Source organism: Nocardia sp. NPDC052001, assembly GCF_040680615.1.
Taxonomy (GTDB): domain Bacteria; phylum Actinomycetota; class Actinomycetes; order Mycobacteriales; family Mycobacteriaceae; genus Nocardia.
In genome coordinates this window covers 1,709,222-1,733,743 of sequence record NZ_JBFAXC010000001.1, presented here as the reverse complement: position 1 = coordinate 1,733,743, position 24,522 = coordinate 1,709,222, and the positions used below count along the sequence as shown (strand labels likewise).

25 protein-coding genes and 1 tRNA gene are annotated in these 24,522 nt (G+C 66.0%); 10 read left to right on the top strand and 16 right to left on the bottom strand.

The window, feature by feature from the left end:
* Positions 1 to 55 precede the first annotated feature (55 nt).
* A complete protein-coding gene (locus AB0L82_RS08235) occupies positions 56 to 1,201 on the top strand; it encodes a VCBS repeat-containing protein (protein ID WP_364632642.1) in 1,146 nt (381 codons plus the stop codon).
* Between the two features lie 3 nt (positions 1,202 to 1,204).
* Here AB0L82_RS08235 and AB0L82_RS08230 read toward each other — a convergent pair whose 3' ends face one another.
* Positions 1,205 to 2,107 (bottom strand): AraC family transcriptional regulator, encoded by a 903-nt coding sequence (locus AB0L82_RS08230; protein WP_364632640.1) that lies wholly within the window; start codon positions 2,105 to 2,107, stop codon positions 1,205 to 1,207.
* A gap of 73 nt (positions 2,108 to 2,180) precedes the next feature.
* Between AB0L82_RS08230 and AB0L82_RS08225 the strand changes: the two genes are divergently transcribed.
* On the top strand, positions 2,181 to 2,852 hold the full coding sequence (locus AB0L82_RS08225; protein ID WP_364632638.1) for a class I SAM-dependent methyltransferase: 672 nt from the start codon (positions 2,181 to 2,183) through the stop codon (positions 2,850 to 2,852).
* A 47-nt stretch (positions 2,853 to 2,899) separates the two neighbouring features.
* Here AB0L82_RS08225 and AB0L82_RS08220 read toward each other — a convergent pair whose 3' ends face one another.
* Together AB0L82_RS08220 and AB0L82_RS08215 are read right to left on the bottom strand one after the other, a co-directional pair.
* Positions 2,900 to 3,448, bottom strand: coding sequence for an HD domain-containing protein (locus AB0L82_RS08220; protein ID WP_364632636.1), 549 nt, complete (start codon positions 3,446 to 3,448; stop codon positions 2,900 to 2,902).
* Between the two features lie 141 nt (positions 3,449 to 3,589).
* Positions 3,590 to 4,573, bottom strand: coding sequence for an alpha/beta hydrolase (locus AB0L82_RS08215; protein WP_364632634.1), 984 nt, complete (start codon positions 4,571 to 4,573; stop codon positions 3,590 to 3,592).
* A gap of 54 nt (positions 4,574 to 4,627) precedes the next feature.
* Here AB0L82_RS08215 and AB0L82_RS08210 point away from each other — a divergent pair, with 54 nt between their 5' ends.
* From AB0L82_RS08210 to fadD8, 3 genes are read left to right on the top strand one after another with little or no spacing between them, the layout of a single operon-like run.
* Positions 4,628 to 5,476 carry an SDR family NAD(P)-dependent oxidoreductase gene (locus AB0L82_RS08210; protein ID WP_364632632.1) on the top strand — a complete coding sequence of 283 codons (849 nt, stop codon included), beginning with the start codon at positions 4,628 to 4,630 and terminating at the stop codon, positions 5,474 to 5,476.
* A 44-nt stretch (positions 5,477 to 5,520) separates the two neighbouring features.
* Complete coding sequence (locus tag AB0L82_RS08205) at positions 5,521 to 6,714, top strand: beta-ketoacyl synthase N-terminal-like domain-containing protein (RefSeq protein WP_364632630.1); 1,194 nt, start codon at positions 5,521 to 5,523, stop codon at positions 6,712 to 6,714.
* A gap of 23 nt (positions 6,715 to 6,737) precedes the next feature.
* Entirely contained in the window at positions 6,738 to 8,345 is a 1,608-nt protein-coding gene (gene fadD8, locus AB0L82_RS08200; protein ID WP_364632628.1) for a fatty-acid--CoA ligase FadD8, read from the top strand.
* Positions 8,346 to 8,501: 156 nt separating this feature from the next.
* Here the strand turns inward: fadD8 and AB0L82_RS08195 are convergent, their stop codons facing one another.
* The 10 genes from AB0L82_RS08195 to AB0L82_RS08150 all read right to left on the bottom strand — a co-directional run bounded on the left by AB0L82_RS08195 (position 8,502) and on the right by AB0L82_RS08150 (position 15,279).
* The gene (locus AB0L82_RS08195) at positions 8,502 to 8,882 is read right to left on the bottom strand and encodes a hypothetical protein (RefSeq protein ID WP_364632626.1); all 381 of its coding nucleotides are present in this window, start codon (positions 8,880 to 8,882) and stop codon (positions 8,502 to 8,504) included.
* A gap of 96 nt (positions 8,883 to 8,978) precedes the next feature.
* Entirely contained in the window at positions 8,979 to 9,857 is an 879-nt protein-coding gene (gene thpD, locus AB0L82_RS08190; protein ID WP_364632624.1) for an ectoine hydroxylase, read from the bottom strand.
* 23 nt (positions 9,858 to 9,880) lie between these two features.
* Positions 9,881 to 10,270: an ectoine synthase gene (locus tag AB0L82_RS08185; protein WP_364632622.1), complete on the bottom strand. Its 390-nt coding sequence runs from the start codon at positions 10,268 to 10,270 to the stop codon at positions 9,881 to 9,883.
* Position 10,271: 1 nt separating this feature from the next.
* On the bottom strand, positions 10,272 to 11,543 hold the full coding sequence (gene ectB / locus AB0L82_RS08180; protein WP_364632846.1) for a diaminobutyrate--2-oxoglutarate transaminase: 1,272 nt from the start codon (positions 11,541 to 11,543) through the stop codon (positions 10,272 to 10,274).
* Complete coding sequence (ectA, locus tag AB0L82_RS08175) at positions 11,543 to 12,052, bottom strand: diaminobutyrate acetyltransferase (protein ID WP_364632844.1); 510 nt, start codon at positions 12,050 to 12,052, stop codon at positions 11,543 to 11,545. Before ectA ends, ectB begins: the two co-directional genes overlap by 1 nt.
* Positions 12,053 to 12,200: 148 nt before the next feature.
* Positions 12,201 to 12,989: an ATP-binding protein gene (locus AB0L82_RS08170; RefSeq protein ID WP_364632620.1), complete on the bottom strand. Its 789-nt coding sequence runs from the start codon at positions 12,987 to 12,989 to the stop codon at positions 12,201 to 12,203.
* On the bottom strand, positions 12,989 to 13,714 hold the full coding sequence (locus AB0L82_RS08165) for a response regulator transcription factor (protein WP_364632618.1): 726 nt from the start codon (positions 13,712 to 13,714) through the stop codon (positions 12,989 to 12,991). The genes AB0L82_RS08170 and AB0L82_RS08165 overlap by 1 nt, the downstream gene beginning before the upstream one ends.
* 123 nt (positions 13,715 to 13,837) lie before the next feature.
* Positions 13,838 to 14,524, bottom strand: coding sequence for a DUF1361 domain-containing protein (locus tag AB0L82_RS08160; RefSeq protein WP_364632616.1), 687 nt, complete (start codon positions 14,522 to 14,524; stop codon positions 13,838 to 13,840).
* 79 nt (positions 14,525 to 14,603) lie between these two features.
* On the bottom strand, positions 14,604 to 14,837 hold the full coding sequence (gene secG / locus AB0L82_RS08155) for a preprotein translocase subunit SecG (protein WP_067564549.1): 234 nt from the start codon (positions 14,835 to 14,837) through the stop codon (positions 14,604 to 14,606).
* A 55-nt stretch (positions 14,838 to 14,892) separates the two neighbouring features.
* A complete protein-coding gene (locus tag AB0L82_RS08150) occupies positions 14,893 to 15,279 on the bottom strand; it encodes a hypothetical protein (RefSeq protein ID WP_364632613.1) in 387 nt (128 codons plus the stop codon).
* A 386-nt stretch (positions 15,280 to 15,665) separates the two neighbouring features.
* Between AB0L82_RS08150 and AB0L82_RS08145 the strand changes: the two genes are divergently transcribed.
* Positions 15,666 to 16,274, top strand: a complete 609-nt coding sequence (locus tag AB0L82_RS08145) for an NAD(P)H-binding protein (protein WP_364632611.1) — start codon at positions 15,666 to 15,668, stop codon at positions 16,272 to 16,274.
* 22 nt (positions 16,275 to 16,296) lie between these two features.
* Here the strand turns inward: AB0L82_RS08145 and AB0L82_RS08140 are convergent.
* The 3 genes from AB0L82_RS08140 to AB0L82_RS08130 form a co-directional block, all read right to left on the bottom strand.
* Positions 16,297 to 16,370 (bottom strand) — tRNA-Met (locus tag AB0L82_RS08140).
* A gap of 193 nt (positions 16,371 to 16,563) precedes the next feature.
* The gene (locus tag AB0L82_RS08135; protein ID WP_364632609.1) at positions 16,564 to 18,183 is read right to left on the bottom strand and encodes an MFS transporter; all 1,620 of its coding nucleotides are present in this window, start codon (positions 18,181 to 18,183) and stop codon (positions 16,564 to 16,566) included.
* Between the two features lie 85 nt (positions 18,184 to 18,268).
* A complete protein-coding gene (locus tag AB0L82_RS08130) occupies positions 18,269 to 18,901 on the bottom strand; it encodes a TetR/AcrR family transcriptional regulator (RefSeq protein WP_364632607.1) in 633 nt (210 codons plus the stop codon).
* Between the two features lie 167 nt (positions 18,902 to 19,068).
* Between AB0L82_RS08130 and AB0L82_RS08125 the strand changes: the two genes are divergently transcribed.
* The 4 genes from AB0L82_RS08125 (at position 19,069) to AB0L82_RS08110 (ending at position 24,242) form a co-directional block, all read left to right on the top strand.
* Positions 19,069 to 20,475, top strand: a complete 1,407-nt coding sequence (locus AB0L82_RS08125; RefSeq protein ID WP_364632605.1) for a lipase family protein — start codon at positions 19,069 to 19,071, stop codon at positions 20,473 to 20,475.
* Between the two features lie 18 nt (positions 20,476 to 20,493).
* Complete coding sequence (locus AB0L82_RS08120; protein ID WP_364632603.1) at positions 20,494 to 21,276, top strand: META domain-containing protein; 783 nt, start codon at positions 20,494 to 20,496, stop codon at positions 21,274 to 21,276.
* Between the two features lie 58 nt (positions 21,277 to 21,334).
* Positions 21,335 to 21,889, top strand: a complete 555-nt coding sequence (locus AB0L82_RS08115; RefSeq protein WP_364632601.1) for a 3'-5' exonuclease — start codon at positions 21,335 to 21,337, stop codon at positions 21,887 to 21,889.
* A 139-nt stretch (positions 21,890 to 22,028) separates the two neighbouring features.
* Positions 22,029 to 24,242 carry a thiamine pyrophosphate-dependent enzyme gene (locus AB0L82_RS08110; protein ID WP_364632599.1) on the top strand — a complete coding sequence of 738 codons (2,214 nt, stop codon included), beginning with the start codon at positions 22,029 to 22,031 and terminating at the stop codon, positions 24,240 to 24,242.
* Positions 24,243 to 24,522 lie beyond the last annotated feature (280 nt).

The window sequence follows — 24,522 nt, the reverse complement described above, 5'->3', positions numbered from 1 at the left end:
CCTAAAGTCCGTGGCCACCACCACACGGTGGTGCTACTGCGAATCAGGAACACCTATGCAACTTCGCACTTTGCGCGCCTTCCTCTCTATTTCCGCTGTCACCTCGGCCATTGTTCTCGTACTACCGGGAGCGGCCTTGGCGGCGGGCAGTATTCAATTCGCGGCGGCAGTCGACTCGCCCTCGGGCGGGTCCTTTCCGTCCTGGGGGCCGGGACCGTCGCCGATCGGAATGGTGGGGGCGGATTTCACGGGGGACGGGGTGCCCGATATCGTCGCCGCCGATTTCCAAGGGGACGGCCCGATTATCATGGCGGGCAAGGGCGATGGCAGTTTCTCGCCCGGAAAACGTGTCGGCTCGGTGGGCATCGGATACGGCGCTATCGGGGCGGGCGATCTCAATGGCGACGGTAAGCCCGATGTGGTCGCGCAGGCGTGGACGCAGATCGCGGTCTTCCTCAACAATGGCGACGGCACCTTCAAGGTGGGCAAGAAGTACACCACCCTGGAGGGCGCCCAGCAGGAGGTCATCGTCGCCGATGCCAACGGTGACGGGAAAGCCGATGTGCTGAGCCTGATTCCGACCGGCGTGCAGACCTGGCTGGGGCAGGGTGACGGGACCTTGAAGTCGGGTCCGTCCGCGATCATCGCCGGACCGGCGGCGGCGTTCACCACCGGAAAGTTCAACAGCGACAATAAGATCGACATTGCCGTGAACAATGATCTGCTGCAACAGGTGGAGGTGTTCACCGGTAATGGCGACGGCGGGTTCACCCGCCGCGGTGCCAGCACCAGCGGATTGATCACCGAGGATGTCCGGGCCGGTGACTTCAACGGTGACGGCATCGACGATGTGGTGACCGCGGATTCGTTCTCGTTCAGCACCACCGTGCTGATCTCCGATGGCCAGGGTGGTTTCAAGAAGACGAATCGGGTGAATCTGTCCGGCCTCGGACCGACCAGTATCGCGGTCGCGGATTTCGATCACAATGGCACGCTCGACGCGGCGATGTCGGCGGTATTGAGTTCGAAGATCGTGGTATTCAACGGAAATGGTGACGGTACGCTCACCACCGCCAACAGCTATCCGGTGACCGGTCAGCCGCAGACGCCGGTGATCGCCGATTTCAATCGCGACGGCAAACCCGATATCGCCGTGGCGGGTGCGGCGAACGCGGTGTCATTCCTGGGCAACAATTCCTGATCGTCATCCGAATGACCTTGCGGGATCCAGGCGTTCGCGCCAGCCCCGCGGGGTCATTCCGTGTTCGCGGCGGAACAGGCGGGTGAAGTAGCCCGGATCGGCGATGCCCGCGCGCCTGGCGATCTCGGCTATCGACAGGTCCGAATCGGTCAGCAGCCGCCGCGCCTCGGCCATACGGCGCTCGATCAGCCAATCCTGCACGGTGCGCCCGGTGCGGCGGCGAACCAGTGTGGTGAGGTAGGCGGGGGTGAGCCCGACCGAGCGGGCGATATCGCGCAGTGAGATCGGCTCGCCGAACCGCTCTTCGATGACCTCGAATGCCTCGGCCAGCACGGTCTCATTGCTGCGGCGCAGATCGCCGACCACATCGACGGCCAGGCGGGCGACATCGACCAGCAGCAGGGTCAGGTGCGCGGCGGCGGCTTGGCGGTATCCCGGGCGGCGTGCGGCCAACTCGGCCTCGATCGCGGCGATCGTGTACTCCCACAACGGTTGTCGCTCCGGCGGAACCCGCAGGCGGAGCAGTCCGCTGGAGATGCCGTGCAGGAAGGGGAACAGCAGCGGATGCGAGCGCCACACCGGCCAGGGCGTGCGGGCGTCGTCACCGAGCGCCGCGGGGTCGAAGAGCACTCCGACCGCGCTCTCCAGCCGCAGGCTCGTCGCGTCGATGACCGCGCCCGGCGCGACGACGTACACGTCGCCGGATTCCGCGGGCGGGTCATTGTCCGCGGCTCCGGCGTCGATGTACATCAGGACCGGGAAGTCGTGTATATGCGGCACCCCGTGCGCGGGCCGCATCTCGGCCGTGAAGCGCATGACCGACAGTGGCGGGACCGCCGGGTCGGCGGAGTAGCGGTACACCGGAACGCCCGCCTGATATCGGATGGGGTGCGCGCGCTCGGACATGAGCCAAAGATAATCCCAGTACTACCGAAAATCTCCCAATTATGGTGAACGCGAACCGGCGAGCATGGAGAACATGACGAAAAATACTCCGCTTTCGCAGGCCATGGGCAATGAGCACGACTATCTTCCGGCCGCCGGACGCGATGGCATGCTGCCCTTCTACGATCTGATGACACGGGCGCTCGGCGTACGCAAGGTGCACGGCGCGCTGTTGCGCCAGGCTAGCCTCGCTCCGGGTGATCGCGTGCTCGAAATCGGCTGTGGCACGGGCAATCTCACTATCGCCGCCAAGAACATCCAGCCCGGCGCGCAGGTGATCGGCACCGACCCGGATCCGCTGGCGCTGGCCCGCGCGGAGCGGAAGAGCAAAGGCCGCAACGGGCTTCGCTACGAGCGCGCGTACGGTCAGGCGCTGCCCTTCCCCGACGGCGGCTTCGACCATGTGCTCTCGGCCTTCATGCTGCACCACCTCGACCCGGAGGTGAAGGAGGCCACGGCCGCGGAAGTCTTCCGGGTGCTGCGCCCGGGCGGGCAACTGCACCTGGTGGATATCGGCGGAAACCTCACCGCCGCCGATGGATTCAGTGCCCGCCGCATGCTGAAGAATCCGCATGTGGCCGCCAACCTCGGCGATGGCATCCCGAGCCTGCTGCGCAAGGCCGGATTCGATTGCGAGGAAGTGGATTCCCGCGTCTACCGGCACGTCAGCCGCGTCACCTACTTCCGCGCGACCCGGCCGTCCTGAGCAACGGATCCGCGCGGCGTCACCTCAGCGCGGCGCTCTCGGACCGCTCACCACTTGAGCACGGGCAACGGGGAAAGCGGGTGCGTGCGAATGCGTTCCGCGCCGAGCTGGAGCAGGCGGCGATGGAATCCGGCATCCGGGAATTCCTCGGTCAAATCCCGATAGGCGGCTCGCCGAACACCGAAGCGCCCCAGCACCGCCATCTCCACATCGACGGCGTCGGCCCGGCGGAAGATCTCCACCGGGTCGTCGGCGTCGCCCGCCGCACGGAGTTTGTGGTGCTGGTCGATCATCCGGGTGACCAGCGGGGTGAGTTCGCTCTGGCCGTTGCCCTCGAGCCAGTGCCCGGCGAGCTCCTCCGAGGGCGCGAGGTAGTCGAAGGTGCCCGCGGTCCAGATGCCGAGATCGTGGAATACGCCCGCCGCCAGGAACTCCGAGCGATCGCTCGGCGCCGGTCCCGTCCCCTTCGCGATCAGGTCACTGAGCGAGATGACTCGTAGAACGTGGTTGGTGTAGGCGACTCGATCGGGACCCAATTGTGCGGACCACGGTTCGAGGCGGCGATCGATTTCCTTGCGCAGCGCAGTGCTGTCCATACCTGGAGACGATAGAAGAATCGCCGCGCCGGGGGCCGATATCGGAGCCCGACGCGGCTGATTTCTCTTGGCACAGGACGGATTTCGCGGTCGATCGCGAACAGGTGGCCCGCCCGCGCACGGGCGGGCCACCTGCCGACGCTATGAGGTGACGGTCGCGGGCAGGCCGAGCGCCTGCAGCGTGTCGACCAGGAAGGCGTTCACCGCGTCCGGTCGTTCCAGCTGGACCAGATGACCCGCGGCGGGCACCTCGACCACCGTGCGCAGATCAGGCACCCCCGCCCGCATGGTCGCCAGCGGATCGCGACCGCTGAAGCCCTCCATATCCGGATCCTTCTCGCCGTACAGGAAGAAGGCGGGCACCGAGACCTTGGCGTCCGCGAACGCCTCGGTGAGCTCCCAGTTGCGGTCCAGATTGCGATACCAGTTCAGGCCGCCGGTGAATCCGGTGCGCTCGAAATCGGCTACGAGCGTGTCGAATTCCTCCTGTGCGAGCCACGGCCAGGGCAGCGGCGGGGCCTCGGGCAACACGTCCAGATAGCCGAGGCCGGGCGGGTTCTTCCAGGTGTCCAGATAGTGGTACTCGCCGCTGAGCGAGTAGTAGACCCGGGCCAGGAAGCCGCGCGTATCGGCCGCCAGTTCGGCATCGGCGATACCGGGGGTCTGGAAGTACGACAGGTGCAGGAAGTGCTTCTCGGCCGCCCGAGTCCAGAAGGCCGAGGGCGCGCGGGGCGGGCGCGGGCTGAACGGATTGTTCAGCACCGCCACCGCCGCGACCCGTTCGGGCGCGCGCAGCGAGAGCTCCCACACCAGTTGCGCGCCGAAGTCCAGACCGACGAAGACGGCCTTGTCCGCGCCGATATCGTCGAGCAGGAAGAGCAGATCACCGATGACGGCCTCATTGGTGTACGACTCCAGCCCGGCGGGCGCGTCGGTGCGACCGTACCCGCGCAGGTCCGGAGCGATCGCGCGATACCCGGCCGCGGCCACCGCTTCCAGCTGGTTGTGCCACATGAACCAGGTGTGCGGGAACCCGTGGCAGAAGATGACCGGATACCCCTGCCCCTGCTCTGCCACGTGCATACGGATCTCCCCGGTATCCACCGTCCGATGCGTCAGCTCCACTACCGCCTCCAATTTCTAGAACACGTTCTTATTTCAAGGTAGTGTCCAGAGGTCGTGAGCGAAATACCCAAGATTCTCGCCGGAACGGTCGCCGTGGTGACCGGAGCCAGCCGTGGCATCGGCAAGGGCATCGCCCTGGAGCTGGGCGCGGCCGGTGCGACCGTCTACGTCACCGGGCGCACCACCGTGCCCGGCCATCTGCCCGGCACGGTGGCGGGCACCGCCGCCGAGATCGACGCGCTCGGCGGCGTCGGTGTGCCGGTGGTCTGCGATCACAAGGACGACGGGGCGGTGGAGAAGCTGTTCGCGCAGGTGCGCGATGAGCAGGGCCGCCTGGACGTGCTGGTGAACAATGTCTACAACTCCCCCGCCGCCGCACGCTGGCTGGGCCGCAAATTCTGGGAGGTGCCCGCCAAGGCGTGGGATGAGACCTTCGATATCGGCGTGCGATCGCACTATGTGGCAAGCGTTTTCGCCGCACCGCTGCTGATCGAATCCGGCGGGTTGATCGTGAACGTGTCCTCGCCGGGCGCGGTGCGGTACATGCACAATGCCGTCTACGGCGTCGGCAAGACCGCGCTCGATCGGCTCACCGTCGATCTGGCGCGCGATCTCGCCGATACCGGGGCGACCGCGGTCTCGCTGTGGCCGGGCATCGTGGATACCGAACTGCTGCAGATGGTTCCGGCCGATGCCGACGGCAATCGCATCGTCACCCTGCCCGGTGAGGGCAGCTTCGATCTCAATGACGCCGAATCCCCGCGCTTCCCGGGTCGCGCCGTCGCCGCGTTGGCCGCGGATCCGAACCGCAAGGCGCGCGGCGGAAAAGCCTGGAAGGTTGCCGATCTCGCCGAGGCGTACGGCTTCACCGATATCGACGGCCGCGTACCGCGCGCGGACTAGTCATCACCGAAAAACGTTTCCGGACAAGAGGAGTACAGCAAGTTATGCGTCGCGTTTTCGTCGTCGGTGTCAACATGACCCCGTTCGTCAAGATCGGGTCCCGCGAGTGGACCTACCCCGAAATGGTCGGTGAGGCCGTGCGCGGGGCACTCGGCGATGCGGGTGTCACCTATGACCAGGTGCAGCGCGCCGCCGTTGGCTATGTGTTCCAGCCGTCCGCCGCCGGTCAGCGCGCGCTGTACGACGTGGGGCTGACCGGGATTCCGGTGGTGAACGTGAACAACAACTGCGCCACCGGATCCACCGCGCTGATGCTGGCGCGCGAATGGGTCGGCAGCGGGATCGTCGATGTGGCCCTCGCGGTCGGGTTCGAGCAGATGACCAAGGAGGCCATGGCAGGTCCGGCGACCCGGCCCAAGGCCACCACCGTCGATCACCACCTGGGTGTGATGCGCGGGCAGTACGAGTTCAGCCAGGCGCCGATCACCACGCAGTTCTTCGGCAATGCCGCCATCGAGCATATGAAGCAGTACGGCACCACGCCCGAACAGCTGGCGGCGGTCGCGGTCAAGAACCATGAGCATTCGACGCGGAATCCGCTGGCGCAGTTCCAGGATGCGTACACCCTGGAGCAGGTGCTCACCGATAAGCCGGTACACGGGCCGCTGACGCGTTCGCAGTGTTCGCCCATGTCCGATGGCGCGGCGGCCGCGGTGGTGGTCAGCGAGGAGTACGTGCGGGCGCACGGCCTCGAGGCGCAGGCCATCGAGATCCTGGCGCAGGAGCTCGCCACCGATGACGGGACCTCGTTCTCGACCGGGTCCATGATCGATGTGGTGGGTGCGCCCATGACCCGCGCGGCGGCCTCGAAGGTGTTCGCCACCGCGGGAATCGGCGTGAATGATGTCGATGTGATCGAGCTGCACGACTGCTTCACCATCAACGAGCTCATCACCTATGAGGCGCTCGGACTGTGCGGTGAGGGCGAGTCCGGCGCGTTGATCGAATCCGGTGCGACCACCTACGGCGGTACCTGGGTGGTGAATCCGTCGGGCGGGCTGATCTCCAAGGGGCATCCGCTCGGCGCGACCGGTCTGGCGCAGGCCACCGAATTGTCCTGGCATCTGCGCGGACTCGCGGGCGAACGGCAGGTGCCGGGTGCGCGCACCGCGCTCGCACACAACCTCGGCCTGGGCGGCGCGGTGGTTGTCACCCTGTACGCCGCCAACACCCTCTGATTCCCGGACGGAGTGAGATCCCTATGACTGCAATCGATCCCGACACCCTGCTGCGGCTCCCGGTGCACAATGGGCACGCCCTGGTGGCGGGGCTGCGGCGGCACAAGAACCGACCGGTGCTCACGCTCGGCGACCATACCCTCACCGGCGGTGAGGTTCTCGATGCCGTGAGCCGGTATATCGCGGCGTTCGAGGAGTACGGCGTCGGCACCGGGACGCCGGTCGGCGTGCTGGCGCTGAATCGGCCCGAGGTGCTGTTCACCATCGGCGCGGGCCAGATCGTGGGTTCGCGGCGGACCGCGCTGCATCCCATCGGCGGGCTGGACGATCACGCGTATGTGCTTGCCGACGCAGGGATTACGACGCTGATCCTGGATCCGGTGCCCGCGTTCGTGAAGCGCGCGCGGGAGCTGGTGGATCGCGTCGAGGGGCTGAATCGGGTGCTGACGCTCGGGCCCGTGCCCGAGGAGCTCGCCGATGTGGGCGTGGATCTGCTTGCGGCAGCGGACAAATACGAGCCGCGGCCGGTCGAGGCTGTGGAACTGCTGCCCGATGACGTCATCTCCATCGCGTACACCGGTGGCACCACCGGTAAGCCCAAGGGCGTCATCGGCACCGCGCAGGCCATGGCCACCATGACGCAGATCCAACTCTCGGAATGGGAATGGCCGACGCGGCCGAAATTCCTTATCTGCACGCCTCTTTCGCATGCTGGCGCGGCGTTCTTCCTGCCCGTGGTGCTGCTCGGCGGGCAGTGCGTGGTCGTGCCGCGCTTCGAGCCCGGTGAGGTGCTCAAAGCCATTGAAGAGCACAAGATCAGCGCCACCATGCTGGTGCCGTCCATGCTCTACGCGCTGCTGGACCACCCCGATTCCAACACCCGCGACCTGTCCTCACTGGAGACGGTCTACTACGGCGCTGCCGCCATCGACCCGAATCGGTTGCAGGAGGCCATCGATCGCTTCGGCCCGATCTTCGCCCAGTACTTCGGCCAGTCCGAGGCCCCCATGGCGATCAGCTACCTCGGCAAGGAGGAGCACGACAAGGAACGCCTCACCTCCTGCGGCCGCCCCTCCACCGCCATCCGAGTCGCATTGCTGGACAAGGAAGGCAACCAGGTCCCCCAGGGCGAGGTAGGCGAAATCTGCGTCTCCGGCCCACTGCTGGCCGGCGGCTACCTCAACCTCCCCGAGGTCACCGCCGAAACCTTCAGCAACGGCTGGCTGCACACCGGCGACCTGGCCCGCCAGGACGAAGACGGCTTCTTGTTCATCGTCGGCCGCAGCAAGGACATGGTCGTCACCGGCGGCTTCAACGTCTTCCCCCGCGAGGTCGAAGACGTTGTCTCCGAACACCCCAAGGTCCTCAACGTGGCAGTCGTCGGCGTCCCCGACGCCTACTACGGCGAAGCCGTCACCGCCGTAATCGTCCTGGACCCGGCCACCGCCGCCGACCCCGCCGCCATCGAAGTGGTCACCGCCGAAATCCAGGCCGCCGTGAAGCAGCGCAAGGGCTCCGTCCAGGTCCCCAAGCACGTCATCATCATCGAGGAACTCCCCCTCACCGGCCTCGGCAAGCCCGACAAGAAAAACATCCGCATCCTCGCCGCCGAACGCCTCGGCCTGGCCTGACACCAACCCCCGAACGCCCCGCCGACCATACCCATGGACGGCGGGGCGCTCTGTGTGAGGCGCTGCACCGATACTCCCCATGACGCCCCGGACAGGTGTGCGGCCCGCAGACCACTTCGGGTCTGCGGGCCGCGCGGGAAAGCGATGTGGCGGTGGCTAGATCACGAGGCAGGAGCTGCCGCCGTTGATGCCGGTGCCTACGGTGAGGGGGATGGATTTGGTGTCGCCGTTCTGGACGATCTGGAGGACGTGGGTGCCGGGGGTGGCGGGGGTCCAGTTGGCTACGTGGGTCTTCGGGGTGGGGCTGCCCTGGGTGGCGGCGAACCAGACGCCGTTGTCGTAGAAGTCCATGCCCGCGGGGGACGCGCTGTTGGCGGTTACCGAGTAGGTGCAGCCGGTGCCGTAGCCGTTGCTGAGGCCACCGCCCGCGATGATGACCTGGGAACCGATCTCGGCCGAGGCCTGTGGGGCGGTCAGGGCGAGGCCGGCGGCGGCCAGGGCGATGGTGACGGGCAGGGCGTTCCGAAGATTTCGCATCGAATACCGACTCCTCTAGTTGCTCTATTGGACCCGAACCATGCTGCCGGTCGAGCACTCCCAGCCGCATCGGTCATGTGCCCCAAATCCGGGAACCTATGCGATCGGGCGGAAGTCGCGGTTTCCGATATGGGTCGGGCGGGGTGCGGGAGCCGCGAACGGTGCGGTGAGGGTGTTCTCGACGCTGTTGAAGACGATGAACAGATTGGAGCGCGGGAACGGGGTGATGTTGTTGGAGGAGCCGTGCATGATGTTCGAATCGAACAGCAGCGCCGAACCCGCGCGGCCGGTGAACTGGGTGATGCCGTGTTTATTGGCCAGTTCGGTGATGTCGGCTTCCGATGGTACGCCGATCTCCTGCTCCCGCAAGGAGTTCCGGTAGTTGGCGTCGGGAGTCTCACCCTGGCAGGGGACGAACGTCCGGTGCGAGCCGGGCATCACCATCAGACTGCCATTGAACGGGTAATTGTCGGTGAGCGCGATGGACAGGCTCACCGCGCGGGGCGCGGGCATTCCGTCTTCGGCATGCCAGGTCTCGAAGTCGGAGTGCCAGTAGAACCCCGCACCGCGCAGGCCGGGCATGTAGTTGATGCGGCTCTGATGGATGTAGACCTCCGAGCCGAGCACCTGCCGCGCCAAACCGGCGATTCGGCTCTCCCGCACCAGATTCGAGATGACGGCACTGAGTTTGTGCACCTCGAAAATGGAGCGGACCCGATTCGAACCCTTCTCGATGACAACACGCTCATCGAGCATGAGTTCGGGATCGCGGGTCATGCGCCCGAGCTCGGCCGCCACATCGGCGACCTCCTCCCGCTCGAGCAGATCATCGAGGATCGCGAAGCCATCCGACTCGAAATTCGACAGCGCCGGAGTCCCGATCTCACCCCAGACGGTGGGATCGATGCGCTCCAGATGCGGTGCCGGTCCGGCGGTGCGGGTGGGGTATCGATCGATCAACGCGTGCGACGACATTCCTTGCGAGCTCCCATCTTCGGCTAGTCGACGGCGACGAGCGGGTACACCCCGTTCTCGTCATGCACTTCCTTGCCGGTGACCGGCGGATTGAACACGCACAGCATGCGCATCCGGGTGCGGGTGCGCAGTCGATGCTTCTCATGGCCATTGAGCAGGTACATCGAACCCGGGCCCAGGTCGTAGGTGACGCCGTTGTCGAGATCTTCCAGCGTCCCGTCGCCTTCGACGAGCCACACCGCCTCCACATGGTTGCGGTAGTGGAATTCGTGCTCGGTCCCGGCTTCGATGGTGGTCTCGTGGAACGAGAAACCCACACCGTCACCGCCGAGCACGATGCGCTTGCTGCGCCAACCCGCTTCGGCCACATCACGATCGGTGCCGGTGATCTCCGAGGTGGTACGAACGATCATGTCAGTGCGCTCCTTCGCAGACCACACCCACCGATTCGGCGAGAATGCCCAGACCGTGCTCCAGTTCCGCACTCGTGATCGTCAGCGGCGGAAGCAATTTCACCACCTCATCGGACGCGCCGGAGGTTTCCGTGAGCAGTCCGCGCTCGAACGCCGCCTGGCATACCTTGCCCGCCTGGGACGGTTCATCGAAGACCAGGCCGTGCACCAGACCGCGCCCGCGGGTGGACAGGCCCTGGAACGATTCGGTCAGCTGGCTCAGATTGCGGTGCACCAGTTCACCTTTGGCGAGTGTCCCGGTGCTGAGCAGGGTGTCGGACCAGTAGTGCTCCAGCGCCACCTGCGCAGTCACGAAGGCCGGGTTGTTGCCTCGGAAGGTGCCATTGTGCTCACCCGGAGCCCACTGATCGAGCTCGGGCTTCATCAGCACCAACGCCATCGGCAGCCCATAGCCGCCAATGGATTTCGACAGGGTGACGATATCGGGGGTGATGTCCGCGGCCTCGAAGGAGAAGAACGGCCCGGTGCGGCCGCAACCCATCTGCACATCGTCGACGATGAGCAGAATCTCGCGGTCGGCGCACAATTGCGCCAGACTGCGCAGCCATTCCACGCTGGCGATATTCACGCCGCCCTCGCCCTGCACGGTTTCCACGATCACCGCGGCGGGCTTGTCCACGCCCGAGGACGCGTCGTCGAGGATGGTCTCCATCCACACGAACGGGTCGTCCCCGCCCTCGGGCAGATAACCGTCGAACGGCATCGGGGTGGCGTGCAGCAGCGGCACACCCGCACCGGCCCGCTTGGCAGCGTTGCCCGTGACGGCCAGCGCGCCGAGCGTCATACCGTGAAAAGCGTTGGTGAAGTTCAGAATCGTGGTGCGCCCGGTCACCTTGCGCGCCAGTTTCAGTGCGGCCTCGACCGCGTTCGCTCCGGTCGGCCCGGGGAACTGCACTTTGTAATCGAGGTCACGCGGTTCCAGCAGTGTGGTCTGAATCGTCTCCAGCAGCCGCCGCTTGGCGACGGTCGACATATCCAGCCCGTGCGTAATGCCGTCGCGCATCACATAATCCACCAGCGCCTGCTTGAGCACCGGATTGTTGTGCCCGTAATTCAGTGCACCTGCACCGGCGAAGAAATCCAGGTAGTCCCGGCCGTCCTCATCGCGCAGCCAGGAGCCCGACGCGGTATCGAAAACCGTCGGCCAGGCACGGCAGTAACCACGCACATTCGATTCGATCTCGTCGAAAATGTTCATATCGAGGGTAGTCATCATCCAACCTCCTGATGAGGGGTTATGCGGAACAGATGCTCGGGTTCGTGGCCGTCGGGGAAATGGCTGGGATCGAAGAGCGCGTGATGGCTGAGCCGGCAGTCGCGCCGCACGGCGAGCGAGGCGAACATGGCCCGTGACGCGGTGTTATCCGGCGAGATGGTGGTTTCCAGTTCCTCGACACCGTGCTGGGAAAGGTTCTCCAGCAGGAAGTCGAGCATGGCCACACCCAGGCCCTGACCGCGGTGTTTGCGCTCCACCGCGACCTGCCAGACGAAGAAGGTGCCGGGTTGTTCCGGGCGGACATAGCCGATGACGAATCCGCCCACTTCACCGTCGACTTCGACGACCGCCGAGGTGGCCGCGAAATCACGGCACCACAGCAGATAGGCGTAACTCGAATTGGTGTCGAGCACTCCCGAATTCGCGGCGATCTGCCACAATCGGGCTCCGTCTTCCAGGGTCGGAGTTCGAAGGAGCGCCGCATTCTCGCCGCGTACCGAGTGCAGGGGAATCAGCGCGGTAGGGGGTTCCGGAGTGATTTGCTGAACTAGGGCGTCGAATTTCATGAATTGGGTTTGCATGACCTAATTCAGATTGCCGAACGAACTTTGAGGTCTTCTTGTCGCTTCGTTACGATCGTGTGACGATCCGGTGTCATCGGGTGGCGCTCGGCAATCTGATGGTGAATCGCGCACCGCCACTGGGAGTTTCGTCACACTCCACCCGACCACGATGGGCCGCAACGGTTTCCGCGACAAGCGCCAGGCCGATGCCGGTGCCGCTGGCGGCGCGGCGGGCATTGCGCACGGTGGCGAAGCGTTCGAAGATGCGTTCACGTTCGGCAACGGGGACACCGGGTCCGGCGTCATCGACGGTGATCACCACCTCCGCGCCCGCGCGCACGGCGGTTACGGCGACCACGCCGCCGCCGTGCCGGTCGGCATTGTCGAGCAGATTGCCGATCGCGCGCTCCAACTCCAGTTTCCGGCCCGAGATGATGATCTCCTCGCGCGCGGTCAGCAGATCCGGGGCGTAGCCGCGATCGGCCAGCATATGGGTGAGAAGTTCTGTGGCACAGAGCGGTTCGGTATCACCGCGATGCACTCCGGCCTCGACCCTGGCCAGTTCGAGCATATCGTCGAGGATATGGCGCAGATGTTCGAGTTCGACGCTGACGAATTCGAGGGCGCGACGCGATCGTTCGGGCAACTCACCCGAATGCCGGTTCAGCACACCGACACTGGTGATCAACGTGGTCAGCGGAGTGCGAAGTTCATGGCTGACATCACCGACCAGGCGACGCTCCCGATCGACGCGACGCTGTAGCGAATCGACCATGGTGTTGAACTCTTCGACGGTGGTCGACAGCCGTCGCCGCGTCACCCAGACTCCTACCGCCACACCGAGAATGGCCGCGATGACCCCGACCAGCAGGGTGAGCATCACCGCTGGGTGTCGAGCCGGTAGCCCAGACCGCGCACGGTGACCACGAGTTGCGGATCCGAGGGATCATGCTCGATCTTGGTGCGCAGACGGCGCACATGCACGTCGACAATGCGCTCATCGCCGAAAAAACCACGGTCCCAGATACGTTCGAGCAATGCCGTGCGACTGAGCACGCGGCCGGGGCTGGCGGCGAGTTCACACAGCACCCGGAATTCGGTGATGGTCAGGTGCAATTCCTCATCGCCGCGCCGCACCGTGCCGCCGTCCGGCGAAAGCATCAGCGGGGCATCGGGGTCCGCGTCCAGCACCAATTCCTCCGGCTGTTCCGGAGCGGGTTCGTCCTGTGCGTTCGCCAATCGCGCGCGGCGGCGCAGCGCCCGCATGCGGGCGGTGATCTCCTTGATCTCGAAGGGTTTGGTGACGAAATCGTCCGCGCCCGCCTCCAGTGCCGCCACCACATCGTGGGTGTCATCGCGGGCGCTCACCACGATGATCGGCACATCATGGTCCCGGCGCACCTCGCGGATACAGGTGAAGCCGTCCATTTCGCCGAGCATGAGGTCCACGATCATGACATCGGGCACGCCGTGATCACGTAGATGCTCGAGCGCGGTCTCCGCGGCCTCGGCCTCGGCGACGTCGTAACCCTCGTCCTCCATGGCGAGTCGCAGCGCCCCGCGAACCCGGTCGTCGTCCTCCACGATCATCAGGTTCGCACCCATACCCACATCCCTCACCTGCGCGCGAATGCGGCGAACCGCATCCTCTCCAACGCGCGCCCGAGCGGGCGCGCACGAACACCCCCGCGATTACCCGGATGTGCGGAACCCAAACAGGCGAGCGATTCAGACCTGGTCAGCGCTCGGTGGCGTCAGCCGGACCGCGCGCACCACCCGGACACCGCGGCGGGCGCTGGCCACGCTCGCCTCGACCACGGCGCGGGTGACGAAATGCCCGAGTGCGGTCGCCACGAAAACCGCGGCGATCAGGATGGGAGCCCACTCCCAGGTCAGCGCCAGCACCATGCGCTCGAACGCGCCCCGGGGCTCGACCATGGGTTCCCAGCTGTTCAACCGCACCCAGCGGCCCAGGAAAACGCCTATGGCGCAAAGGAAATGGATGGTGAGAATGACCGGCACGCGCCAGAACGCCAGCCCGGACCGCTCCAGGAAAGCGCGTAGCTCGGCGAGAACCAGGTAGTAGGCGACGAATCCGGAGACGATGAAAACGCCGTACACCGGCAGCACCGTACTCACCACCGGCCCATTGCCGATGGCCTTGATGTCATCGCGCAAATGCACCAGATCGGTCACCACGTAGGGCGCGTTGGGCAGGAACAGCATGAGCAGCACCACCCCCGCCCACCACACCGGCGATACCGGCAATCGTTTCCCCACCTGCGGGTTCGACCGAAACACCAGCAGTGCCAGCGCAACAGGCACCCAAGCCAATACCGTATTCCAGGTCATCCACAACAGATCCCGCCGCAACAGCCCCGCCAGACTCGGTGTGACCGCGTTCACCACGTCCATGGATCCATGATGCACGTAGACAGCACAAGTCGCCCGGGCGTCGCTGAAAGCGAGACCCGGGCGTTTTGCGCTGACCGAACTAGCTGAACTTGATCTCGAGCCCGATTCCCAGAATCGAGATCAGCCAGATCACCCCGAGAAAGATGGTGATCCGATCAAGGTTCTTCTCCACAACCGTCGACCCGGAAAGGCTCGACTGCACGCCACCACCGAACAGGCTCGACAAACCTCCGCCCTTGGCGCGGTGCAACAGCACCAGCAGCACCAGCAGCACGCTGGTGATGATCAGGAGGATATCGAGGAACATCCGCATGCCGGACATCCTATGCGGTCGGATTCAATCCCCCCGCATCAGCCCCACGGGGTCTTCACCGGCGCTCCACGTTCGGCAGCAGGGATTCCGGCTTGAAGTTGACGATGTAGTGGTCGGGAGAGACGTTCGCACTGTCGATCTGCTCGACCACGTATGTCACGTTGTCGCTGAGGCCGAGGTAGTGCTTCTTGTACTCATCCGAGCCGACCTTGCAGGTCACTGTGATCTTGCGATTGTCCGGGTTGATGGAGCAGAAGCCTTCGATCAGCAGCATGTACTTGTCGGTGATGCCGTTGTAGAAGACGATTCGGCGATTGATCTCGAAGTTGTCGGCCTTCTTCGAAATGTTGTCCGCGGCGACATCGGCATCGGACGAGCACGCTGTCAGCGCGGCTGCCAGGACAGCCGAACCGGCGACAACTGCGATGATGAACTTTTTCATCGGGGCTTCTCTCACGGGTGATGAATTGCTCGTACCTGTCGCAGATCCACGAAAGTTCCTGCGAGACAGTGCGGCAGATCCAATGGCAGCGTGTCCGACCCCGCAGCGTCAACCGATTTCGGAGGCTCTACATACCCGGGGCGATCTCGCACAACCCGCTCGGTCCACCTGCAACGTGCCTACCTGCTCGCCTACTTCAATGCTGTCTTCGACGCAGCGAGACCAACCCGACTGAACCGTAAGGCGGCTCGCACAGCCCGAGACGCTCCCGCATCCGTAGATCCTCATTCAGCGCGATCGCAGAACGGGCAATCCGCATCGAGGGTGGGCGGGGTTCTTCCGTGGGGAGGCATGTCCCCATTTTCGATCCCTTAGCCTGGAAAACTATGCGGATCTTTCTGGCGGGCGCCAGCGGCGTCCTCGGTATACGACTCATCCCGCTGCTCATCGCGGCGGGTCATGAGGTGGCGGGCATGACCCGCTCCCCGGAGAAGGCGGAGCTGCTCGCCGCGGCGGGAGCCGAACCGGTCGTCTGCGATGCCTTCGACCCGGACGGGCTCATCAAGGCTGTCACCGCGTATGCCCCCGACCTGGTCATGCATCAGCTCACCGATCTGCCCGACGATCCGGCTCGCCTCGCCGAAGGCCGGGCGGCCAATGCCCGCATTCGCCGCGAGGGCACGGCGAATCTGCTGACGGCCGCCGATGCCGCGGGCGCGAAACGGTTCATCGCTCAGAGCGTGGCCTGGGAAATGACCGGAGAAGGCTTGGCCGCCAAGGATTTTCTCGAACAGTCTGTGCTCGCCGCGAATGGCGTGGTGCTTCGATACGGGCAGTTGTACGGTCCCGCAACGTACTACCCAGACAACCTTCCGCCAGCGCCCCGTATCGCCGTCGATGAAGCAGCGGCGCGCACCGCTCAGGCCCTCGATCTCGCATCGGGTATCTACGAAGTCACCGACGGATCAACCTCTGCGGTGAGCCCGACCGAATAAGGCAGCGACCGGGGAACAGTTGTGGCGGTGGTCGGATTCGAACCGACGACCTACGGCTTATGAGTCCGCTGCGCTGCCGGGCTGCGCTACACCGCCGCGGAGGACAGAGAAATCGAATCCCAAGGCAGCGCCTCGATCTCGCTAGCAACGAGTCCCGGCCCCTGGCCGGTATATCCTCCATGATGAATTGCGTTGGTGTGCAATTCATTTCGCTTGCCCGAATCGGGCTTACCGTAGAAGTACATTCGCAAATCGGAGTGGCGGGCGCAACCGATTATTCGGTGGGCAGTCAGGTGCGCCACCAGGAGCGGGCCGGGTCCGGCGGGGTTACGGCGATGAGGTGCAGGGTGCGGCCTTCGCCGATGGTGAATTCGGCTACCCGGGCCTCGGCAGCGGCGTCGGTGGCGGTGAGGCGGAGTTGGTGCTGGCGCATGTGTTCGGACCAGGAGCGGACAGTAAAGGCTTCGATGAAGCGGTCGGCGTGCCCGACATCGCGGTAGAGGCGCCATTCGGTGGCGCCGGTGCGCTGGCGGGAGCGGCCGACGCGGGTCATGGCGGCGGTGAAGTCGGCGGTCAGTTCCTCGGGGACGTGATAGGTCTCGAGGACCAGGACGGGACCGTCGGCGGGGGCCGGTTCGAAATCGAGGACGGGGTCCTGCCAGTGGGTCGACGGGGTGGTGTCGAGCGAGGAGACGCGGACCGGCCACCAGCGAGTGCTGATGGCGCACACCACGAGTAGGACGGTCGCGGCGACGAGGGCGGTGACGGTGCCGTGGCGTTCGGCCACCAGACCCCAGGCCAGCGAGCCGATGGCCTGGCCGCCCATGAAGACCAGTTGGTAGACCGACAGACCCCGCGCTCGCACCCAGCCGGGGAGCAGCAGCTGCATTGTCGAGTTCATGGTGGACATGGCGATCATCCAGCCGAAACCGCCGACCACCAGGAGAGCCAGCACCACCGGCATATTCGGCACCAGGGCCGCGCCCAAGGTGGCGGCGGCGAAGGCCAGGGCGGCGACCGCCAGCATGCCGGTCGGGGCAAGAAACCGGCGCACCCGGCTGAGTTGGGTCGCGCCGAAAACCGCACCCGCACCGAGAGCGGCCAGCAGCAGACCGTAGCCCGAGGACGAGAGCTGGAGTCGGCTGTGGGCGACCAAGGGCAGCAGCGCCCACAGCGCACTGCCGGGGGCGAGAAAGAGCAGGCAGCGCAACAGCACTCGGCGCACAGCGGGGGCGGCGCGGATGAAGCGCAGGCCCGCCAGCAGGGCGGCGATGGGCCGTTCGACGGGGAGATCGTCATCCAGTCGCGGACGCTTCCAGCGCAACAGCACGAGCAGAATCCCGGTGAAGGACACCGCGTTCAACGCGAACACCAGCGTCGGACCCGAAAGCGATACCAGCACACCGGCAATCGCGGGACCGACCGCGCGGCCGATATTGTTGCTCATACTGCCCAGCGCGGCGGCGGCGGGAATCTGACTGCGCGGCACCAGATCCGGTTGCACCGCCTGCCACGCGGGCGCGGTCAGTGCCTGCCCGCAGCCGAGCAGGAACAACAGCGTGAGCAGCAGCACCGGGGTGGTGTGGCCGGTCGCGGTGAACACCGTCAGCAGCGTCGCCAGGATCGCCATGGCGGTCTGCGCCACGATCAGCAGCCGGCGGCGATCCACCAGATCGGCCAGCACCCCGGACGGGATGGACAGCAGCATGACCGGCAGCGTGGTCGCGGTCTGCACCAGCGAGACCAGCGTCGCGGCATTCGGCTGATCGACCAGAATCCATTGCGCGCCAACGGTTTGCATCCAGGTGCCGAGATTGGACACCAGCTGCGCGATCCACAGCGCGCGGAAGACCTTGGACGCCAGCGGTGCCCACGGCGATCCGGGCGTCTCGGTGCGTACGGCTGCCACCGGATCAGCTTAGTCTCAGCAACCAACCGGTCGGTCTACGCGGGCCGCCTCCCCACCACATGTCGCCAACCACCCGAAACGCCCGTCACGATTCCGCCGCGGTCCGCACCCGCGCCGCGTACGTGGCCAGCATGTCCTCGACCAACCCGAGAATCGCCACATCAAGATCGGGCCGCGGGTACACCCCCCGCACCACCGCCTCGCCGGAGAACAGGTGCAGCATCATGAAGAAGATGGGTTCACGCAGCTCAGCGGGAAAATCATCGAGCAGCCCGGTCTGATTGAGCGTGGCGACGATATCGCCGTAGTACCCCTCCGCGATGGGCGCGATGCGCTCGCGGAGCTCGGTGTCCGATCGCGCCGCGAGGAAGATCTCGCGCAGCGCGTGGATCAGATTCGACGATTGCGCCGCCCGCAGGAACCGTAGCGCGGCATCGAGCGCATTCTCCTGCGCCCCAAGGTGTTCCATGGTCGCGCGATAGGCTTCGAGCTGCCGGGAGAACGCCTCCTGCGCCGTGCGCACGATCAGATCCAGACGCGTGTCGAACTGCCGGAACATGGCCCCCGCGGACAATCCGGCCCGGCCGCAGATCTCCTGCACGGTGGCCCGCTGATAGCCGACCTCACCGATCGCGGCAATGGTCGCGTCGACCAGCTTGGCCACCGTCGTGGCCCGGCGCTCCTGTTGGGTGCGGCGCGGGCGCGAAACTTCACTCACGTCGCACCATCCTGCCGTGCGGGTGACCCCGGGCGAAGCAGTGCCCCGGGGTGACCGTTGACACATTCCATTTCCGCATCATATGGTCTGCATCGCAACTTAGAAACTAAGCACTCTCTATCTATGGTGAGCGCTCTGCCGTCAGGGGCGGCATGAAGGAGTTCGAAATGACAGCGGGGACTCGAACCACGATCGCCCGGGCCACCCTGGCCCTGGCGGCGGGACTGACGGTGACCATCTGCCCGGTGGTAACCAATACGGCTGCGGCGGAACCGGTTACGGTGGAACCCGCACTGCCGTTCCCGGTGCCGCCCGCACCGCCGTATCTGGATCCGGGCTTCTACCAACCCGATTCGGCCCGGGTGGCGGCGGCGCAGCCGGGCGAGATCCTCGCCGCGCGGCAGGTGAACCTGGCCAATTTCTGGCTGCTGCCGCTCAATACCAATGCCTGGCAGCTGTCCTACCGCAGCACCAATACCCGCGGCGAGGCGATCGCCGCCGTCGCCACCGTCATCGTGCCGCACCGCCCCGCACCCAGCGGTGCGCGCGGACTGCTCTCCTTCCAGTTCGCCGAGGATTCGCTGTCCCAGAACTGCGCACCCTCGTACACCCTCCAGATGGGTTCACTGCCCAATCCGCTGAACCCGGTCATCTCGGCCGAATTCATCGAAGTGCAGGCCATGCTGCAGCGCGGCCACGCGGTGGTGATCCCGGATCACCAGGGTCCGAACGCGGCATACGCGGTCGGACCGCTCGGCGGGCGCATCACCCTGGACGGCATTCGGGCGGCGGAGAATTTCGAACCCGCCGGACTGCCCGGTACCGCGACTCGCGTTGCGCTGTGGGGCTATTCGGGCGGGGCGATCCCCACCGCGCACGCGGCCGAACTCCAGCCGGAGTACGCACCGGAACTGAACCTCACCGGTTCCGCCGCGGGCGGCCTGATGGCCGATATCCGCATGGCCGTCGACTACAACAACGGCACCTCCACCTTCGGCGGCGCGGTGCTGGGCGGCCTGTTCGGCGTCGCCCGCGAGTATCCGCAGGTCGCCCAATTCATCGACCAGCATATGAACCCGCTCGGCAAGGCCGTGCGCCTGGTGCACGAAGGCCAGTGCGTCGCACTGCAATTCGCCGGATTCCCGTTCATCAACATCAAGGGCCTGTTCGACTATCCGGGCGATCCCATGCGCTCGCCCGAAATGCAGCCGGTGCTGGACGAACTCAGCCTCGGCCGTCGCGGCACGCCCACCGCGCCCATTTACATCTACGAGGCGCCGCTCGATGAGGTCATGCCGATCAACGCCGTCAACAATCTCTACGACAACTACTGCCAGGATCCCAACGCCCGCGTCGCCTACACCCGGGACCTGCTCAGCGAGCACGGCATTGCGGCCGTCGCCGGAACGGCCAGCGCGGTGCTCTGGCTCGACGACCGTTTGAACGGCGTCCCCGTCCCGACCGGATGCCATCAGCGCGATGTCCCGAGCGAGATCACCGATCCGGGCGCGTTCGCGGCGTTCGCCAACGCGATCGGCGGCACGCTCGCGGCCGCACTCGGTATGCCCGTCTGAATCCGTACGATCGGCTACATGTCAGCAACTCGCAGGTGGTGTGCGCTGCTCGTCTTGACGGCGGGCGCGATGGCCGGATGCACGAATTCCCAGCAGGCCAGTGATCAGCCGACGGTGACGCCGATGGGACGAGCGTTCGTATCGGCCGAGGTCAAAGGCACCGCCATTCCCGGCGGCGGGCCTTTGACCCTGCGCTTCCAGGACGGGCGGGTGACCGCGAACGCGGGCTGCAATACCGCCACCGGACCGGTCACCCTGGACGGGAACACCCTGAAGGTCGGCGAACTCGCGACCACCATGATGGGCTGCCCGGGCGATGTCGCCGGGGCGGATGGCTGGGTGGCCGGGCTGCTGCACTCCTCCCCCACCTGGAAACTCGACGGGTCGGATCTCACCCTCACCGGAAACGGCAATACGGTGACCATGCTCGACCGCAAGGTCGCGCATCCGGATAAATCGCTGACCGGCACCCCGTGGATCGTCGACGCGCTCATGCGCAATAACGGCGTGGAACGCTCCCAGACCCTCGACGAGGTGCGCCCGACCCTGACCATCGCACCCGATGGCAACGTCTCCGGCAGCGCGGGCTGCAACAGCATGACCGGCCGGGCCGAGATCACCGGTTCCGATATCAGCTTCCATATCGCCACCACCAAGATGATGTGCGATCCGCAGGTGATGGACGTGGAACGGGCGGTACTCCAGGCACTGGACGGAAACGTCACCGCCACAGTCGATTCCAACACCCTGACGCTGCGCAACGCGGGTAACGGCACCGGCCTGAATCTGCGCGCGGAGTAGGCGCACACGCCGAAATTCGTTGTCGCCGGACGGTATCGGAGCGGTACCGTCCGGCGCTATGCATACGAGATACCTCAATGTGGTGGATGTGGAGGCCACCTGCTGGCAGGGCCCGAATCCACCCGGACAGCCGATGGAGATCATCGAGATCGGCCTGTGCGTGCTGGACCTCGAGGCCCGGGAGCGAGTGTCCAAGCACAACATTCTGGTGCGCCCGGATCGGTCCACCGTGAGCGAGTTCTGCACCCGGCTGACCACCCTCACGCCCGAAATGGTGGCGACCGGCGTGTCCTTCGCCGAAGCCTGCGAGCTGCTGCGCACGGAATTCCATGCCGATTCCCGGCCGTGGGCCAGTTGGGGCGCGTACGACCGGCAGCAGTTCGAACGCCAGTGCGCCGCAACCCAAGTGCGCTATCCGTTCGGATCGAAGCACACCAATGCCAAGATCGCGTTCTCCGAGTCCCGCGATACCGGGCACCGCTTCGGCATGGCGGGTGCGCTGCAGGCGGCGGATATCCCGCTGGAGGGCACCCACCATCGAGGCGGCGATGACGCCTGGAATATCGCCGCGCTGATCCTCGACATGATGCGCCGCGACCGCTGGCCCGAATAGCCCGCCGGAAGTTCGCCGACGCGGCACAATCGAAGGGGGTTCGCGACCAGCCGAGGCCACCGGAATTGCGCCGGACCCGCGCATTCCACCTCTACTCTGATGACCCGGCGTACGCGACATATCGGACATACGGGAGAGGGTGGGTCGCATCAACGAGCGGGAGGCCGAACTCGACGGCTGGTTCCGGGCGGAAGTCGCGGCGACGCGACCGGGACCCACACGGCCACAACAGGAATCGCTCGAACCGGGCAGCGAGCTCACCGGTGCGCGGGCGCTCGAATTATTCGAGGCGCAGGCCACCTCGCGGCACCTGGATCTGGCGGCGCGACAGCTCGCCCGCGACGGGGTCGGGTACTACAGCATCGGATCCTCCGGGCATGAGGGCAATGCGGCGGTAGCCGCGGCATTGCGTGTGAACGATCCCGCACTGCTGCACTATCGCTCCGGCGGGTTCTTCGTCCAGCGCACCCGGCAGGTGGGCGGCATCGATCCGATACGCGACGTGCTGCTGGGCATCACCTCGGCGATCGCGGATCCGATTTCCGGTGGGCGGCACAAGGTTTTCGGCAGTAAGGCCGCGCACATCATTCCGCAGACCTCCACCATCGCCTCACATCTGCCGCGCGCGGTCGGGCTGGCGTTCGCGCTCGAGCGAGCCGCGCAAATGAAGGTGGCCTGCCCGTGGCCGTCGGACGCGGTGGTGGTGTGCAGTTTCGGTGACGCGTCGGCCAATCACTCCACCGCCACCGGGGCGATCAATACCGCCGTGCACACCGCGCAATTGGGCGTCCCCGCGCCCATCCTGTTCGTCTGCGAGGACAACGGGATCGGCATCAGCGTGCCCACCTCGCGCACCTGGATCGAACAGGCCTACGGCGCGCGCCCGGGGCTGCGGTATTTCGAGGCCGACGGGGCCGAACTGACCGATGCGTTCGCCACCGCCCGGGAAGCCGCGAATTGGGTTCGCGCACACCGTAAACCGGCATTCCTGCGATTGCGTACCGTGCGCCTGCTCGGACACGCGGGCTCCGATGTCGAATCGGCGTACCGGCGGCCCGCCGACATCGCGGCCGATCTGCGCGGCGATCCGGTGACGCGCACCGCGCGACTGATCATCGGCGCGGGTTTCGCCACGCCGGGAGAAATGCTGCGCAGGTACTCCGATATCGGTCTGCGGGTCACGGCCACCGCCGAAAGCATCAGGGGCGAAGCACAACTCACCTCCGCCGCCGCGATCATGGCCCCGCTCGCGCCCGCGCGGCCGACGGTGGTCCGCACCGACGCGCTGCGCGGCAGCGCGGGTCCGGCGGCCCCGTCGACCGCGGATACCGACGCCGGTACCCCGATGACATTGGCGCAGGCCGTGAATCACACCCTCGGACAGCTGCTCGCCCGCGATTCCGATGTCCTGGTCTTCGGCGAGGACGTCGGCCGCAAGGGCGGGGTGTACGGCGTCACCAAGGGGTTGCAGCAGACCTTCGGCGTGCGAAGGGTTTTCGACACCCTGCTCGATGAGCAGAGCGTGCTCGGCACCGCCCTGGGCGCGGGGGTGGCGGGGTTCGTGCCGATTCCGGAGATCCAGTATCTGGCGTACGTGCACAACGCCCTGGATCAACTACGCGGTGAGGCGTCGACGCTGTCGTTCTTCTCCAATGGGCAGTACCGCAATCCGCTGGTGGTGCGCATCGCCGGATTGGCCTATCAGAAGGGCTTCGGCGGCCACTTCCACAATGACAATTCCATTGCGGCACTGCGGGATATCCCCGGCGTGGTGATCGCCGCGCCGGCTCGCGCCGATGACGCGGCGGCCATGCTGCGCACCTGTGTGTCGGCGGCGCGGGTGGACGGTCGGGTCTGCGTGTATCTGGAGCCGATCGCGCTCTATCACACCCGTGATCTGCATCGCAGCGGTGACGGCGGCTGGCTCGCCCCCGCCACGGCGGTGCGTCACGCCGAGATCGGCCGGGCGCGGGTGCACGGCACCGGGACGCATCTCACGATTGTGAGCTTCGCCAATGGCGTGCCCATGAGCCTGCGGGTCGCGCGGCGGCTGGCCGAGCGCGGCGTGCACGCGCGGGTGCTGGATCTGCGCTGGCTCTCGCCGCTGCCGGTCGAGGATCTGCTCGATAATGCCCGCGCCACCGGGCGAGTATTGGTCGCCGATGAAACCAGGCGCGGCGGAGGCGTTTCCGAGGCGGTGTGCACGGCGTTGCTCGATGCGGGATTCGACGGCCGTATCGCGCGGGTCACCAGCGAGGACAGTTTCATTCCACTGGGTCCCGCGGCGAATGTCGTACTGCTGGATGAGGACCGTATCGAGGCGGCGGCGGACAAACTGCTCGCGGCGCTCTGACGGCCGGAATTCCTCGGATACGGAGGGTGGCAACGAGCGGAGCGAGCCCGATGAGGGGTGGTCCCCCGTCCGCTCGTTGCCGGCGCCGGTCCGGTCGGCGCCCCTGTGCCGATGAGGGGGCGGCACAAGCTTTATCTACTATCTCCGTACGTAGATAGTATTACCGTACGAGGGTCCTACATGGCAATACCCGGGTGTGACAGTAAGGGTTCCCTCAGGTTTCGTCCGTACACTCGGGCCGACCAACGGGAGGAGTTCGATGCGGGCGGATGGACGGTGG